11 protein-coding genes are annotated in these 14,962 nt (G+C 69.6%); 8 read left to right on the forward strand and 3 right to left on the reverse strand.

The window, feature by feature from the left end; genetic code table 11:
• Both HUW62_RS25555 and HUW62_RS25560 read right to left on the reverse strand, forming a co-directional pair.
• Positions 1-473: biotin/lipoyl-containing protein (locus tag HUW62_RS25555; protein ID WP_176435877.1), on the reverse strand; the 473-nt coding region annotated here is incomplete at its 3' end.
• Positions 463-3,345 carry a 2-oxoglutarate dehydrogenase E1 component gene (locus HUW62_RS25560; RefSeq protein ID WP_163870083.1) on the reverse strand — a complete coding sequence of 961 codons (2,883 nt, stop codon included), beginning with the start codon at positions 3,343-3,345 and terminating at the stop codon, positions 463-465. The genes HUW62_RS25555 and HUW62_RS25560, both read right to left, overlap by 11 nt.
• Positions 3,346-3,590: 245 nt before the next feature.
• On the opposite strand from HUW62_RS25560, the gene fabI reads away from it, so the two are divergent.
• The 8 genes from fabI to HUW62_RS25600 all read left to right on the forward strand — a co-directional run bounded on the left by fabI (position 3,591) and on the right by HUW62_RS25600 (position 12,550).
• Entirely contained in the window at positions 3,591-4,424 is an 834-nt protein-coding gene (gene fabI / locus HUW62_RS25565) for an enoyl-ACP reductase FabI (protein ID WP_176435878.1), read from the forward strand.
• Between the two features lie 164 nt (positions 4,425-4,588).
• The gene (locus tag HUW62_RS25570) at positions 4,589-4,975 is read left to right on the forward strand and encodes a response regulator (protein ID WP_163870085.1); all 387 of its coding nucleotides are present in this window, start codon (positions 4,589-4,591) and stop codon (positions 4,973-4,975) included.
• A gap of 4 nt (positions 4,976-4,979) precedes the next feature.
• Entirely contained in the window at positions 4,980-5,846 is an 867-nt protein-coding gene (locus tag HUW62_RS25575; RefSeq protein WP_163870086.1) for a response regulator, read from the forward strand.
• Positions 5,843-7,072: a protein-glutamate O-methyltransferase CheR gene (locus HUW62_RS25580; RefSeq protein ID WP_163870087.1), complete on the forward strand. Its 1,230-nt coding sequence runs from the start codon at positions 5,843-5,845 to the stop codon at positions 7,070-7,072. The genes HUW62_RS25575 and HUW62_RS25580 overlap by 4 nt, the downstream gene beginning before the upstream one ends.
• The gene (locus HUW62_RS25585; protein ID WP_163870088.1) at positions 7,069-7,614 is read left to right on the forward strand and encodes a chemotaxis protein CheW; all 546 of its coding nucleotides are present in this window, start codon (positions 7,069-7,071) and stop codon (positions 7,612-7,614) included. Before HUW62_RS25580 ends, HUW62_RS25585 begins: the two co-directional genes overlap by 4 nt.
• Entirely contained in the window at positions 7,604-9,778 is a 2,175-nt protein-coding gene (locus HUW62_RS25590; protein ID WP_163870089.1) for a response regulator, read from the forward strand. Before HUW62_RS25585 ends, HUW62_RS25590 begins: the two co-directional genes overlap by 11 nt.
• Positions 9,775-10,845: a chemotaxis protein CheB gene (locus HUW62_RS25595; protein WP_163870090.1), complete on the forward strand. Its 1,071-nt coding sequence runs from the start codon at positions 9,775-9,777 to the stop codon at positions 10,843-10,845. Before HUW62_RS25590 ends, HUW62_RS25595 begins: the two co-directional genes overlap by 4 nt.
• A gap of 88 nt (positions 10,846-10,933) precedes the next feature.
• The gene (locus HUW62_RS25600; RefSeq protein WP_163870091.1) at positions 10,934-12,550 is read left to right on the forward strand and encodes a methyl-accepting chemotaxis protein; all 1,617 of its coding nucleotides are present in this window, start codon (positions 10,934-10,936) and stop codon (positions 12,548-12,550) included.
• A 95-nt stretch (positions 12,551-12,645) separates the two neighbouring features.
• Here HUW62_RS25600 and clpA read toward each other — a convergent pair whose 3' ends face one another.
• Positions 12,646-14,961 carry an ATP-dependent Clp protease ATP-binding subunit ClpA gene (gene clpA / locus HUW62_RS25605; protein ID WP_163870092.1) on the reverse strand — a complete coding sequence of 772 codons (2,316 nt, stop codon included), beginning with the start codon at positions 14,959-14,961 and terminating at the stop codon, positions 12,646-12,648.
• Position 14,962: the final 1 nt, after the last annotated feature.

A 14,962-nucleotide genomic window follows, 5' to 3' on the forward strand; every position in this document is an offset into this window, starting at 1 on the left:
GGCTGGGAGGGCGCGGCCGGGCGGTTGAGCTGACCGAGCACGTCCTCCTTGGTGATGCGGCCGGCGGTGCCGCTGCCCTTGAGCTGGGTGACGTCCAGCTTGTTCTCCTCCGCCATCTTCCGGGCGGTGGGCGTCATCCGCGCGTCCGCGCCAGCATCGGCGGGAGCGGCGGCGACGGGGGCCGGCGCGGCGGCGGGAGCAGCGGCCGCGGGCTTCGCGGCGGGAGCGCCGGCACCGGCCTCGGTGATGAGGCCGAGCACGTCACCCACGCGCACCTTGTCACCCTCCTTGAAGGCGACGCTGGCCAGGGAGCCGGCCGAGGGCGAGGGCACGTCGATGGTGACCTTGTCGGTCTCCAGGACGACGAGCGGCTCGTCCGCGGACACCGCATCACCCTGCTTCTTGTTCCACTTGCCGACGACCGCTTCGGTGATGGACTCGCCCAGCGGCGGCACTTTCAGTTCAACGGCCATTCTTGGTCCCTCGGAAGATGGCTTCCTCGATGATGAGCTGCTGCTCGATTTCGTGAGTCTTGGGGAAGCCGGTGGCGGGGCTGGCGGCCTCCGCGCGGCCGATGTAGCCCAACTTCACCTGCTGCTGCGAGCGCGACGACGCCAGGTCGTGCAGTCGCGGGAACATGAAGTGCCACGCGCCGGCGTTCCGGGGCTCCTCCTGCACCCAGAAGACCTCCGCGAGCTTCGGCAGCTTGCCCACCAGGTTGGCCAGCTCGTCGAAGGGGAACGGGTAGAGCTGCTCCAGCCGGACGATGGCGATGCTGTCGTCCTTGCGCTCGTCCCGGGCCTTCACCAGGTCGTAATAGACCTTGCCGCTGCACAGCAGGAGCCGCGTCACGCCCTCGGGGGCGACCTTGTCCAGGATGACCTCCTGGAAGGAGCCCGTGGCCAGCTCGTCCAGCTTGCTGGTCGCCTCCGGGCGGCGCAGCAGGCTCTTGGGCGACATGATGACCAGGGGCTTGCGCACCGGGCGCAGCACCTGACGGCGCAGGAGGTGGAAGATCTGCGCGGGCGTGGTGGGGTAGCAGACCTGGATGTTGTCCTCGGCGGACAAGTCGAGGAAGCGCTCCAGACGCGCGCTGGAGTGCTCGGGGCCCTGGCCCTCGTAGCTGTGCGGGAGCAGCAGGGTGATGCCGCTGAGCCGGCGCCACTTGCTCTCCGCCGCCGCGATGAACTGGTCGATGATGATTTGAGCGCCGTTGGCGAAGTCACCGAACTGGGCCTCCCAGATGGTGAGGCCGTCCGGCACGTCCAGGCTGTAGCCGTACTCGAAGCCCAGCACGCCCATCTCCGACAGGGCGCTGTTGACGACCTGGAAGCTGGCGCGGCCCGTGGAGAACTGCTTGAGCGGCGTGTACTCCTCGCCCGTCTGCACGTCGTGCAGCACCGCGTGGCGGTGGCTGAACGTGCCGCGCTCGCAGTCCTGGCCGGACAGGCGCACCGGGTGGCCGTCCGCGAGCAGGGTGGCGTAGGCGAGCGTCTCGCCCTCGCTCCACTGCAACTCCTCGCTGTCCAGCATGCCCAGGCGCTTCTTGATGACGGTGCGCTCCACGTCGCGGTGGACGTGGAAGCCCTCCGGCACCGTGCACAGCCGCTGGAGCGCGTCGCGCAGCTTCGCCTTGTCCACGCGGGTGGCGACCTGGGGCGCGTTCTTCACCGAGCCGCCCTGGTAGGGCTTCCACAATCCCTCCAGCGCGCTGGGCTCCTTGAACTGGCTCTCCTGGCGCGCGCGGACGAGCGCCGCGTCGAACTCCTGGAGGCAGCGCTGCTTGATGGCCTCCGAGTCCTCCGCCGAAATCCGCCCCTGCTCCGCCAGCGCCTTCGCGTAGAGCGTGCGCACCGTCGGGTGCTTGCGGATGAGGTCGTACATCGCCGGCTGGGTGAAGGACGGGTCGTCACCCTCGTTGTGGCCGTAGCGGCGGTAGCAGATGAGGTCGATGACCACGTCGCTGTGGAACGTCTGCCGGTACTCCGCCGCCAGCCGCGCCACGTGGACGCACGCCTCCGGGTCATCTCCATTCACGTGGAAGATGGGGATGTCCAGCATCTGGGCAATCGCCGTCGCGTAGATGGAGGAGCGGGAGTCATGCGGGTCGGTGGTGAAGCCGACCTGGTTGTTGATGACGACGTGGATGGTGCCGCCGGTGGCGTAGCCCTTGAGGCCGGACAGGTTGAGCGTCTCCGCGACGACGCCCTGGCCCATGAAGGCCGCGTCGCCGTGGATGAGCAGGGGCATCACGCCCACGCGCTCGGTGTCGCCGCCGCGCTCCTGCTTGGCGCGCACGCGGCCCTCCACCACGGGATTCACGGCCTCCAGATGGCTGGGATTGAAGGCCAGCGACAGGTGGACGTTCTTGCCCTGGCGCGTGGTGTGGTCCGACGAGAAACCCATGTGGTACTTCACGTCGCCGCGGCCCAGGTACGCCTTGGGGTCCTTGGGGCCGTCGAACTCGCTGAAGATCTGGCTGGGCTGCTTGCCCAGGATGTTCGTCAGCACGTTGAGGCGGCCGCGGTGGGCCATGCCGATGACGACTTCCTTCAGACCCATGCCGGCGCCGACCTCGGCGATGGCGTCCAGCATCGGGATGAGGGCCTCGCCGCCGTCCAGGCTGAAGCGCTTGGCGCCCACGTACTTGGTGTGGAGGAAGTTCTCGAAGCCCTCCGCGTAGGAGAGCTTGGTGAGCAGGTGGCGCTGGTCCTCCACGGAGAAGTCCGTGCGGTTCTCGCTGTGCTCCATCCGCTGCATCAGCCAACGGCGGCGCTGGCTGTCGAGGATCTGCATCACCTCCACGCCGATGCTGCCGGTGTACGTCTTGTGCAGGCGCGAGAGCAGGTCGCCGAGCTTCACGCGCTGCTGCGGGAAGGTGTTGCTGCTCTCCACCTCCTGCTCACGCTCGCGCGCGGAGAAGTGGCTGTCGTCCACCATGCCCACATCCGCCACGTGCTCCAGCGCGGGACGCGGGCGACCCAGCGGATCCAGGTTCGCGCGCAGGTGGCCGCGCAGGCGGAAGGCGAACAGCGCCTGGTCCACCTTCGACTGCAGCTCCAGCGCCTGGGCCTGCGCCGTGCTCGCGGGAGGCACGGCGGCGGCGGCCGGCGCGGGCGTCTGGGCGGCGGCGGCCTTGCCATTGGCCTTGCCCGCGGGTGCGGCGGGCGTGGGGGCCTCCAGCAGCTTCGTGTTGAAGATGGGACGGCCGGCGCCATCGTTTCGCTCGAACACCTCGCGCCAGCTTGAATCCACGCTGGCGGGGTCCTCGAGATAGCGGGCGTAGAGCCCCTCGATGAAGTCGATGTTGGCGCCGGAAAGGAACGTGTCCTGGAAGTTCGCCATGGCGGTGTCGTCTTTTACTGGAAGGTCGCCCCGTTGGGGGTTTTTCGCGGCATCTTTGTTGAGCCTCGGTGGCACCCCAGGGGTCCTGGCGCGGCCAGGGGAGCAGGAGGATTGATGCCCCTGTTGAGCGCAGCTTCAGCCCTGGAATTCTCAAGGTCTGGAATCCCGCTTCCTCCCGTTCCGGGCGAAAGGAGTGCTAGACAGCGCGCTCCCCACCCCTTCCTCTCCCCACGAGGCCGCCGACCATGCTGCTCCAGGGCAAGAAGCTGCTCATCACCGGGGTCCTGACTCCCCAGTCCCTCGCCTTCGGAATCGCCGAGCACGCGCTCGCGCAGGGCGCGGAAATCGTCCTCACCGGCTTTGGCCGGGCCAAGTCCCTCACCGAGCGGAGCGCCAAGCGCCTCAAGCCGGGGACCGAGGTGCTGGAGCTGGATGTCACGAACCCCGCCCACTTCACGGCGCTCACGGAGTCGCTCAAGCAGCGCTGGGGCCAGGTGGACGGGGTGCTGCACAGCATCGGCTATGCCCCGGATGACGCCCTGGGCGGCAACTTCCTCAACACGCCCTGGGAGAGTGTCCAGACGGCGTTCCGCATCTCCGCGTTCTCCCTCAAGGAGCTCGCGGTGGCGTGCATGCCGCTGATGCCCCGGGGTGGCTCCATCGTCGCGCTGGACTTCGACAACCAGAACGTGGCGTGGCCCATCTATGACTGGATGGGGGTGTGCAAGGCCGCGCTGGAGTCCACCGCCCGCTACCTGGCGCGCGATTTGGGCCCCAAGGGCATCCGGGTGAACATCCTGGCCGCGGGTCCCCTGGCCACCATGGCGGCCAAGGGGATTCCAGGCTTCAAGGCGCTGGAGCAGGGCTGGGGCAAGCAGGCCCCCCTGGGCTGGAACTCCAAGGACAGCCACGACATGGTGTCCAAGACCGCCTGCGCCCTGCTGTCGGACTGGTTGCCCTCCACCACGGGCGAAATGATCCACGTGGACGGTGGCTATCACGCCATTGGCGCGCCGCCGGTGGACCTCAAGGCGGACGAGGGGGCGGAGCCCGCAGCCTCCAAGCCGTCTGGCGAGTAGGCCGGAGGAGGCAAACCCCGAGGTCATCCGACACCTGCCCGCCTGCTGTCACGGCGGGCACTCCCCCCCGCTATCTACCGTGTGAGCCGTCACGGTAGAGTCTCCAACGTTTCGTGAGGGTGTCCCGCCGCGTGGGCGAGCCTTTGCGCAGGAGCCGTGGCACCGTGAGCACCAACAGCACCAAGGTCTTGCTGGTGGACGACAGCCCGACCGTTCGGAACATCGTCAAAATCTACCTCATGAACCTCCGAGTGGAGGCGCTGGAGGCGGACGATGCCACTCGGGCATTGAAGATCCTCAACCTCGTCCCCGTGAATCTGGTCATCGCGGACATCAACATGCCGGGCATGGATGGCATCACCTTCGTCAAGGAGGTGCGGGCCAGCCGCAACAAGCAGCTTCGCGACGTGCCCATCCTCCTGTTGACGGCGGAGAAGAGCGTGGACCTGCGCCAGCGCGGCACGGAGGCGGGCGCCAACGCCTTCATCCAGAAGCCGGTGTCCCACCACGAGTTGACGGAGACCGTCCGTCAGTTCCTGTCCAAGGCCTGATGCCGTGAGCCTGCCGTCCCTGCTGCTCGTCGACGACAGCGACGCCATCCTGGCGCTCGAGCGCGCCATCCTCTCCGGCCACTACACCATCCACACGGCGAGCAATGGCCGCGAGGCGCTGGAGAAGGTCACCCGCCTGCGGCCCGCCGCGGTGTTGTTGGACCTGTCCATGCCGGAGATGGACGGCGACGAGGTCCTCCAGCGGATGAAGTCCGACTCCGCCACGGTGGACATCCCCGTCATCATCATCTCCTCGGAGAAGTCCCGCGCGGAGGCGTGCATCGGGCTGGGGGCGGAGACGTTCCTGGCCAAGCCCTTCCGCGCGGACGAGCTGTTGCACGCGGTGGGTGAGGCGCTGGCCAACTCGCGGCGGCGCGCGCGCACCGGCTCGCTCCTGGTGCTGCGGGTGACGGTGGGCACGCTGGAGTTCGCGGTGCCGCTGGACTCGGTGCGAGAGGTGCTGCTGCACCCGGCGACGCGGCCGTTGCCCACGGCGCCCTCGTACCTGCGCGAATACGTGGAGGTGCGGGGCGAGGCGCTGTGCGTGCTGGACGTGGCCAGGCGGCTGAGCGTGGAGCACTCGCTGCCTCGGGTGGAGCGGATGCTGGTGGTCATCCAGGTGGACGGGGTGGCGCTGGCGCTCGCGGTGGACACGGTGAAGGACCCGGAGGAGTACGCGGCGACGGACATCGAGCGGCGCGAGCGCGTGGGGGGCGCGGACCATGGCCCGCTGCGAGACGGCCTCATCGGCATGCTGCGCTCGGGTGGCCACCTGCTGCCCATCCTGGACCCCCGGGTGTTCGTCGCGCGCGGACTGCTGCGTGAGCTGCCCCGGCTGGTCGAGGCCGCGGAGGCTGGACGGAGCGCATGAGCGCAGAGCTCGACCCGCGGCTGTTGACCCGAGCGCGGGAGGTGGTCTCATCCATCACCGGCTTCCGCGACGACGCCATCGCCACCGAGGCGATGGAGCGCGTCGTGCGTGGAGAGCTCGCGCGGGGCCGCTCTTCCGCGGACCTGTTGGGGGAGATGCTGTTCCCCCAGTCGCCCCTGTCCGGCACGCTGGTGCGCGCGGCGCTGGTGGGGGAGACGTACTTCTTCCGCCAGCCCGAGCACTTCCGCTACCTCTCCCATGAAGGCGTGCCCGCGGCCCTGCGCCGGGGCTCGCTGGCGCTGCGGGGCTGGAGCGCGGGCTGCGCCACGGGAGAAGAGGCGTACTCACTGGCCGCGGCGCTGCATGCCTCGGTGCCCCATGGCTTCCCGGTGGAGGTGTTGGGCACGGACCTGCACGAGGCCAGCCTGGAGACGGCGCGACGCGCCACCTACGGCACCTGGTCCCGGCGCGAGTCGGCGCCCCGGCTCTTCCCGCTCTACCTGGACGGCGTGGACCGGCAGGTCGTCATCCTGCCCGTCATCCGGCGCATCACCTCCTTCGCGCAGTCCAACCTCCTGGCGCCGCTGTCCGACAGGTTCGGCCGCTTCGACTTCATCTTCTGCCGCAACGTGCTCACCTACTTCTCCGTGGCCGCGCGGGAAGCGGCCATCGCCCTCCTGGCCCGGGCGCTCAACCCCGGCGGGCTGCTCTTCCTGGGCGCGGTGGAGGCGGACCGGGTGCCCGCGGGCATGGTTCGCGAGGGCACGCCGGAGTTGCAGACGTTCCGGCTCCTGGGGCCGGGGGAGGGCATCACGCCCCCGCCCGTGCCGCGCTTCGTGGAGCGCGAGGCGCCGCCCAAGCCGCTCATCCGCCGCCCCATGGTGACGCCGGTGCCGGTGCGCGTGGAGGTGACGCCGCCGCCCCCGCCGGCGCGGCTTCACCTGACGGCGCTGGAGCGAATCGAGGAGGGTGACGTGGATGGTGCGTCGGCGGTGCTGGAGTCGCTGGTGCGACAGGCGCCGGACTATCTGCCGGGACTGCTGGAGCTGGCGCTGTTGCGCGAGCGCTCCGGGGCGCGCGAGGCGGCGATGCCGCTGATGCGTGCCCTGCGGGTGCGCGCCGAGCGTCTTCCACCGGACCAGCTCGTGGACGGGCCAGAGGCCCTTCCGGCGCGGTTCTATCAGGCGTCCGCTGACGCCTACCTCAACCTGGGGGCGCTCGAATGAAAATCCTTCCTCGGAACATGGAGGAGGCTCAGGAGCAGGAGGCGGCGGAGCTGCTGGAGCGGCGCGCGTCACGGCTCCGGGAGCAGGCGGAAACCACTGTCGAGGAGGCGGTGCATTGGATCGCCGAGTTCCCGCTCGGTGAAGAGCGCTACGCCCTCTCGCTGGAGATGCTCCGCGCGGCGCTGCCCCTGCGCATGGTGACGCCGGTGCCCCTGTCGGCGCCCCACGTCGTCGGCGTCCTGCGCTTCCAGGGCCAGGTGCTCTCCGCGCTCAGCCTCGCGTCCATGCTGGGCGGCCACGGCTGGCGGCAGGACCCCGCGGTGTTGCTGGTGGTGGACCGGGGCGACGGCGAGCTGTGCGCGCTGGACTGCGAGGCCATTCCCCGTCCCACCACGTTGCCCGCGAGCGTGGTGGAGGCCGCGCGAGTGCGCGCCGAGGGGCCGGTGATGGAGGTCTTCACCCAGGACCGCCAGCTCATCCACCTCATCGACCTCAAGCGCCTGTTCAACCCGCGCTCGACGGGAGGACGCAATGCCCGTTGACCCGATGCTGCAGGGGCTCGTCACGGGCTTCGCCGTGGAGGCCCAGGAGGTCATCCAGAAGGTCACCATGGACCTGCTGGAGCTGGAGCGCGATGGCCTGGATTCGACGGCGCTCGCCAAGGTCTACGTCCGGCTGGGCCGGCACCTGCACACCCTCAAGGGCAGTGCCTCCAGTCTGGGCCTTCAAGACCTGGGCGACATCGCCCACAAGCTGGAGGACGCGCTCGCGCCGCTGAAGGCCAGCTCGCGCAAGATGCCCCGGTCCGTGGTGGACGTGCTGTTGCACGGCCTGGACCTCTTCATGCTGCGCGCCCAGGCCCATGCGGACGGGCGGGGTGACGCGCTGCCGGACCCGGCCGCCGCGCTGGCGCAGCTCGTGGCGGAGGGGCCCGCGCCGGAGACGGTGGGACCTCAGGCCTCGGGCCAGGCCCCCCAGTCCTCGTCCGCCGAGGCCGCGCCGCTCGCGACGCCCGAGGAGAGCGCGCTGGTGGAGTCCTCGTCGGCGATGAACCAGGACGCGCAGCCGGAGTCGGCGGACACGGGCTGGCGGGTCAGCGTGCGGCAGGTGACGTCGCTGATGCGCGAGGTGGAGCGGCTGCGCGAGGTCCGACTGCGCGTGGAGGAGCGGGGCCGCGAGCTGGACCGCGTGGTGACGGTGCTGGCCAAGCAGGGCCTCTTGGCGGAGACGGCCGAGGCCCGCACGCTGCTCGCGGGCACCTCGCGCCTGTTGCGCACCGACGGCGAGGAGACGAGCGACATCGTCGACGCGCTGGAGGAGGGCCTGAAGGCCATCACCACGCGCCCGGTGCGCACGATTCTGGATCCGCTCCAGCGCATGGTGCGGGACTTGTCGCGCCAACTGGGCAAGGAGGCCCGGCTGTCCGTGGTGGGCTCGGAGCTGTCGCTGGACAGGCGCCTGTTGGAGAAGCTCCAGGGCGCGCTGGTGCACCTGTTGCGCAACGCGGTGGACCACGGCCTGGAGTTGCCGTCCCAGCGCGAGAAGGCGGGCAAGCACCAGGAGGGCGCGCTCACGCTGCGAATCGAGCAGCAGGGAAACCTGCTGTTCCTGGAGTGCTCGGACGACGGCTCGGGCATCGATGTGATGCGCGTGCGCAAGGTGGCGGAGTCGCGCGGCGTCGTCACCTCCGACGAGGCGGAGCGGCTCAACGAGAACCAGGTGAGAGACCTCATCTTCCGCCCGGGCTTCAGCACCCGCAGCGACGTGACGGACACGTCCGGCCGGGGCGTGGGCCTGGACGCGGTGCGCGCGTCGGTGGAGGCGCTGCAGGGCCGCATCGAGGTGAACAGCACGCCGGGCCAGGGCACGCGCTTCGTGATGACGCTGCCGGTGGACCTGGGCAGCTCGCCGGTGCTGGTGGTGCGCGCGCTGGAGCAGCTCGTCGGCCTGCCGATGCTGGCGGTGGAGGCCACGCAGTTGGCGCGGGCGGACTCGCTGCGCATCGGCAAGCGCAAGGCGCACCTGGAATACCAGGGCCAGTTGTTGCCGGTGGTGGACCTGGGCGCGCGGCTGGGCCTGAGGGCCCTGGCGCCTCCCGCGGAAGGCCAGCCGCTGCTCATCGTCCAGAGTGGTGGCAAGCGCGTGGCGCTGGGCGTGGACGCGGTGGTGGGAGACAAGGACCTGGTCATCCGCCCGCTGCCGTCCGAGGTGCGGGACGTGCCCGCGTGGCAGGGCGCGGCGACGTTGAGCCGGGGAGAGCTCTTGCTCATCTGCCGGCCGGACTGGCTGGTGACGGAGACGGGGCAGGCCGCGGTGACCGCGCAGCGCCGGGCGCTGGTGGTGGATGACTCGCTCACCGCGCGAGCGCTGCACCGGGCCATGCTGGAGGCGGGTGGCTTCAGCGTGCACCTGGCGGCCAGTGGCGCACGCGCCCTGGACCGGTTGGCGACGGACACGTACGACGTCGTCATCTGCGACCTGGACATGGAGGAGATGGACGGAACGCAGCTCATCGCCCGCCTGCGCGAGAAGAAGGAGACGTCGTCGTTGCCCGTCATCCTCGTCTCCGCGCATGACAGTGCCGCCGCGAGGGAGCGGGGCATGGCGGCGGGCGCGGATGGCTATCTCAGCAAGCGCGAGTGTGCCGCGGGTCGGCTGCTCGCCGAGGTGCTCGACGTGATGAGTCGCAGGGGAGCGCGCGCATGAACACCCGGCGCACCATTCGCGTGCTGGTGGTGGACGACTCGCCCACCATGGCCAATACGCTGACGGCCCTGCTCACCGAGGACTCGCGCATCGAGGTCGTCGGTCGGGCTGGGGACGGCAACCGCGCGGTGCAGCTCGCGCGACTGCTCCGTCCGGATGTCATCACCATGGACCTGTTGCTTCCGGGCCTGGACGGGCCGGCGGCAATCGCCGCCATCATGTCCCAGTCCCCCGCGCGGGTGATTGTGGTGAGCGCCGTGGCGGAGCAGCGCGGCGTGGACCTGGGCTTTCAAGCGATGAGCGCCGGAGCGCTGGAGCTCATCGGCAAGCCCAACGTCACCAACGTGGAGGAGCTGCGCCGGTGGGGCCGGGAGCTGGCCCACTCGGTGTGCCTGATGGCGGAGGTGCCCGTCATCTCCCGCCGCCAGCGCACCGGCTCGGTGACGCCGCCGCCCATCGGCGCGAGGGTGGACGTCTTCGGCGTGGTGGCCTCCACGGGAGGTCCGCCCGCGCTGGCGGAACTCTTGTCCAAGCTGCCCCGGGATTTGCCGGTGCCCATCCTCGTCGCCCAGCACATCACCGTGGGCTTCACCCAGGGCATGGTGCGCTGGCTGTCGCAGGTGACGCCGCTGACGGTGGACGTGGCCCGCGACGGCGAGCGGCTGGAGCCGGGCCGGGTGTACTTCCCGCAGGATGGGCAGGACTTGCTGGTGGACTCCGCGGGCCTCGCGCGCATGCAGCGCAGCCGGGGTGGCCCCTGTCCCAACGGGGACGTGCTGCTGTCGTCGCTGGCCTCGGCGTTCGGCCGGCGCAGCGGTGGCGTGGTGCTCACCGGCATGGGCGAGGACGGCGCGCGGGGCCTGTTGGCCATCCGCAACGCGGGGGGCGTCACCTTCTCCCAGGACGAGGCGACGTCAGTCGTCTATGGAATGCCGCGCGCGGCGTTGGAACTGCGCGCCACGGACCAGGGCGTGCCGTTGGCCTCGGTTCCGGACCTCATCCTCCAGAGCTGCATCCCTCCCAACTTCCGCTCCGGTGGGCGCGGAGAGGGTGGGGTGGGCCGGTGACCGCACACGTGCATGATTGTCCCGAGTCGTTCGCTTTCGCCCCGCGTCCGCGCGGGCGTCGTCCCGAAGTTTTCCGGGTGGTGATGCCGTGAGCACCGAACAGACCTCGTTCACCACGCAGCTTGGCCAGCAGTTCCGTCAGTCGCTCGGGTTGGCGCCGAAGCTCGTCCTCGTCACCACGCTCGTCAGCGCCACGGTGGCCGCCATCCTCACCGGCATCGCCACGCGGCGGCTGGAGGCCGACCTCATCGACAGCCACATGGGCGAGGGCCAGCTGCTGGCCCGCACCCTCGCGGTGGCGGCCGAGCAGGGCGTGACGTCGGGTATCGCCGCGCTCCAGCCCCTGGTGAACGTCTCTCACACCAGCGAGGACGTCACGTACGTCTTCCTGACGGACGTCACCGGCAACGTCACGGCCCACAGCCTCCCCGGTGCCTTCCCGCAGTCGCTGAAGGAGTCGACGGCGGCGCAAGGCATGGTGAGCGCGGAGACGGGCTGGGGCGCAGTGTTGGAAGTGGAGTCCGAGGGGAGGACGCTCCACGCGATGAACGTGCTGGCGCCGGTGGCCGATGGCCGGCTGGGCGCGGTGCACGTGGGCATCTCCGTGGACCACATCGACCAGTTGGTGTCCGCGCTGCGCTGGCGGATGGTGGGCTTCGCGCTCCTGCTGGTGGCGCTGGGCGTGGCGGTGGCGGCGGCCTTCGGGCGCAGCATCGTCCGGCCCATGCGCGAGCTGACGGAAGTGGCCGGCCACATCGTCGAGTCCGGGGACCTCACCCGTCCCATCCAGGTGAAGAGCGGCGACGAGGTGGGCCGGTTGGCCAACTCCTTCGCTCAGATGGTGGGCCGGCTGCGCGAGGTGACGCTCAACCTCCAGCAGGCGGCGCAGGCGCTCACTCAGTCCACCGAGCACCTCAACACCTCCTCCACGGACCAGGCGCAGACCATCTCCCGTCAGGCCGCCGCGCTCCAGGAGACGCAAGTCACCGCGCAGGAAATCAAGCAGACCTCCATGCTGGCCGCTCAGAAGGCGGAGAGCGTGCTGTCCGTGGCGGAGCGCGCGGACGCGCTGGCCCGCTCAGGTGAGGCCGCGATTGAGCAGACGATGGCGGGCCTCAACGACATCCGCGTCCAGGTGGGCGAGATTGCCCAGAAGATTCTGGAGCTGGGCGAGCGCACGCAGCAGATTGGCGGCATCACCCAGACGGTGAAGGACCTGGCGGACCAGTCCAACATGCTCGCGCTCAACGCGGCGATTGAGTCGGTGCGCTCGGGCGAGCACGGCAAGGGCTTCGGTGTGGTGGCGCGCGAAATCCGCGCGCTGGCGGACCAGTCCATCCAAGCCACGACGCGGGTGCGGGAGCTGCTCGACGACATCGCCAACTCGGTGACGGCCGCGGTGCGAATCACCGAGCGCGGCGCGGAGCGCATGGAGGCGGGCCTGGCTCAGGTGCGCACCAGCGGGCAGAACCTGCGCGAGCTGTCCTCCATCGTCCAGGACAACGCCGCCGCCGTCCGTCAGATTGCCGCCGCCGTGAGCCAGCAGAACGTGGGCATCAACCAAATCACCCTGGCGGTGAATGACCTCTCCAAGATGATGGACGAGACGGTGGCCCGCATCGGCTCCACGGGCGAGGCGGCCACCACGCTGCAAATCATCTCCGAGCAGCTCTCCAGCGCGGTGAAAATCTACCGCGTCGAGTAGCTCCTTCCAGCGAAGCACCCTGGAAGCGAAGAGGCCCCGACTCCCTCACCTGGGAATCGGGGCCTCTTCATTTCAGGACGTCCGCGGAGCGCCGACTACGCCAGCGCGGGCTCGGGCTGCACTGCAATCGCCTGGAGCTTGAGCCCCTCGCCAGCCGGGTCCACGTCGTAGCGGGCGGTGCCGCCGTTCTTCAAATCGCCGAAGAGCAGCGCCTCCGCGAGGAGCTTCTTCAGCGCGTTGTCCACGAGGCGGGCCATGGGCCGGGCACCGAAGGCCGGGTCATAACCATGCTCGGCCAGCCATGCGCGGGCGGCCGGCGTCAGCTCCAGCTTCACCTTCTTCTCGTCCAGCATCTTCTGGAGGAGGCGGACCTCCTTGTCGACCACCTTGAGGATGATGTCGGGCGGCAGGCCGGAGAAGAGAATCCACCCGTCCAGCCGGTTGCGGAACTCCGGCGTGAAGGTGCGCTCAATCGCCTTCTTCGCGCGCATCGCGTCGGCCGGCTTCGTCATGTCACCGAAGCCGATGGACTTGGTGCTCATCTCCTGGGCACCCGCGTTGGTGGTGAGGATGAGGACGATGTTGCGGAAGTCGGCCTTACGGCCGTTGTTGTCCGTCAGCGTCGCGTGGTCCATCACCTGGAGCAGGATGTTGAAGAGGTCCGGGTGGGCCTTCTCGATTTCATCCAGCACCACCACGGCGTACGGATGCTTGCGCACCGCGTCCGTGAGCAGGCCGCCCTGGTCGAACCCGACGTAGCCCGGCGGCGCGCCGATGAGCCGGCTCACCGTGTGCTTCTCCGAGTACTCGCTCATGTCGTAGCGCAGGAACTCCACGCCCAACGTCTGCGCGAGCTGCTTGGCCAGCTCCGTCTTGCCCACGCCCGTGGGGCCCGAGAAGAGGAACGAGCCGATGGGCTTCTCCGGCGCACGCAACCCCGAGCGCGCCAGCTTGATGGCGCCGACCAGGTCCTTGATGGCGCTGTCCTGCCCGAAGATGACCGCCTGCAACTCCTTCTCCAGATTCTGGAGCTGGACGCCTTCGCTGGCGGACACGCTCTTGGCGGGAATCTTCGCCATCTTCGCGACGACGGCCTCCACGTCCGCGCCGGTGACGGTGTTGGTGCGCACGCCGTCCGGCTTGAGCTTCTCCGCCGCGCCCGTCTCGTCGATGACGTCGATGGCCTTGTCCGGCAGGAAGCGGTCATTGATGTGCTTGGCCGCCAGCTCCGCCGCCGCGCGAATCGCCTCGGGCGTGTACTTCACCCCGTGGTGCTCCTCGTAGCGGCTCTTCAGCCCCTCCAGGATGAGGACGGTGTCCTCGACGGAGGGCTCGGCGACCTCAATCTTCTGGAAGCGCCGCGACAGCGCGCGGTCCTTCTCGAAGGACGACTTGAACTCCTGGTACGTCGTCGAGCCGATGCAGCGCAGCTTCCCGCTCGCGAGCGCCGGCTTGAGGATGTTGGACGCATCCATGGAGCCGCCACTGGTGGCGCCCGCGCCGACAATCGTGTGGATTTCGTCGATGAAGAGGATGGCGTCCTTCTTCTCCTGAAGCGCCTTGAGCACGCCCTTGAGCCGCTCCTCGAACTGGCCGCGGAACTTGGTGCCCGCGAGCAGCGAGCCCATGTCGAGCGAGTAGACGACGGCGTTCTTCAGCGGCTCCGGGACGCGGCCCTCGTGGATGTAGAGCGCCAGCCCTTCGGCGATGGCCGTCTTGCCCACGCCCGCCTCGCCCACGTAGAGCGGGTTGTTCTTCCGGCGGCGGCTGAGCACCTGGATGGTGCGCTCCAGCTCCTTGTCGCGGCCGATGAGCGGGTCGATGCGACCCTCCTTGGCCTCGATGTTGAGCTGGGTGGTGTAGACCTCCAGCGGGTTCTTGCGCGGGGACTCCCCTTCGTCGTCGTCACCCGCGGGCGCATTTCCTCCCTGGGCGCCCTCGGACGCGTCGTCCTCGCCGGCCTCCTCGTCCTTGGAGATGCCGTGGGAGATGTAGTTGAGCAAGTCGAGCCGGGTGACTCCCTCCTGCTGGAGCAGGTAGAGGGCCTGGCTCTCCTCCTCACGGAAGAGGGCCACCAGCACGTCGCCCCCGTCGATGAGCTTCTGCTCGGCGGACAGGGCGTGCATGGCGGCGCGGTGGAGCACGCGCTCCACTCCAATCGTCTGCTGCGGCTCGGCCTCCACCCCGTCCGGCAGGCGCTCGACTGTCTCCTCCAGGAAGGAGACGAGCCGCTCCTGGAGGCGCTTCACGTTGGCCCCACACGCCTTCAAGACTTCGCGCGTGCGCGAGTCCTTGGTGAGCGCGAGGAGCAGGTGTTCCAGCGTCAGGTACTCGTGGCTCATCTTCCGCGCCTCTTCCAGGGCGGTGCGGAAGCTGGCCTGCAACTCTTTGGCAATCAGCGGTCCTGCCACG

The sequence above is a fragment of the Myxococcus sp. AM011 genome, from assembly GCF_013372595.1.
Classification (GTDB): Bacteria; Myxococcota; Myxococcia; order Myxococcales; family Myxococcaceae; genus Myxococcus; species Myxococcus eversor.

What these genes read in the sequence shown, in the direction of transcription:
- HUW62_RS25590 (WP_163870089.1), top strand. Translation starts at nt 7,604, where the DNA reads ATGCCCGTTGACCCGATGCTGCAGGGGCTCGTCACGGGCTTCGCCGTG.
- HUW62_RS25585 (WP_163870088.1), top strand. Translation starts at nt 7,069, where the DNA reads ATGAAAATCCTTCCTCGGAACATGGAGGAGGCTCAGGAGCAGGAGGCG.
- HUW62_RS25595 (WP_163870090.1), top strand. Translation starts at nt 9,775, where the DNA reads ATGAACACCCGGCGCACCATTCGCGTGCTGGTGGTGGACGACTCGCCC.
- fabI (WP_176435878.1), top strand. Translation starts at nt 3,591, where the DNA reads ATGCTGCTCCAGGGCAAGAAGCTGCTCATCACCGGGGTCCTGACTCCC.
- HUW62_RS25560 (WP_163870083.1), bottom strand. Translation starts at nt 3,345, where the DNA reads ATGGCGAACTTCCAGGACACGTTCCTTTCCGGCGCCAACATCGACTTC.
- HUW62_RS25580 (WP_163870087.1), top strand. Translation starts at nt 5,843, where the DNA reads ATGAGCGCAGAGCTCGACCCGCGGCTGTTGACCCGAGCGCGGGAGGTG.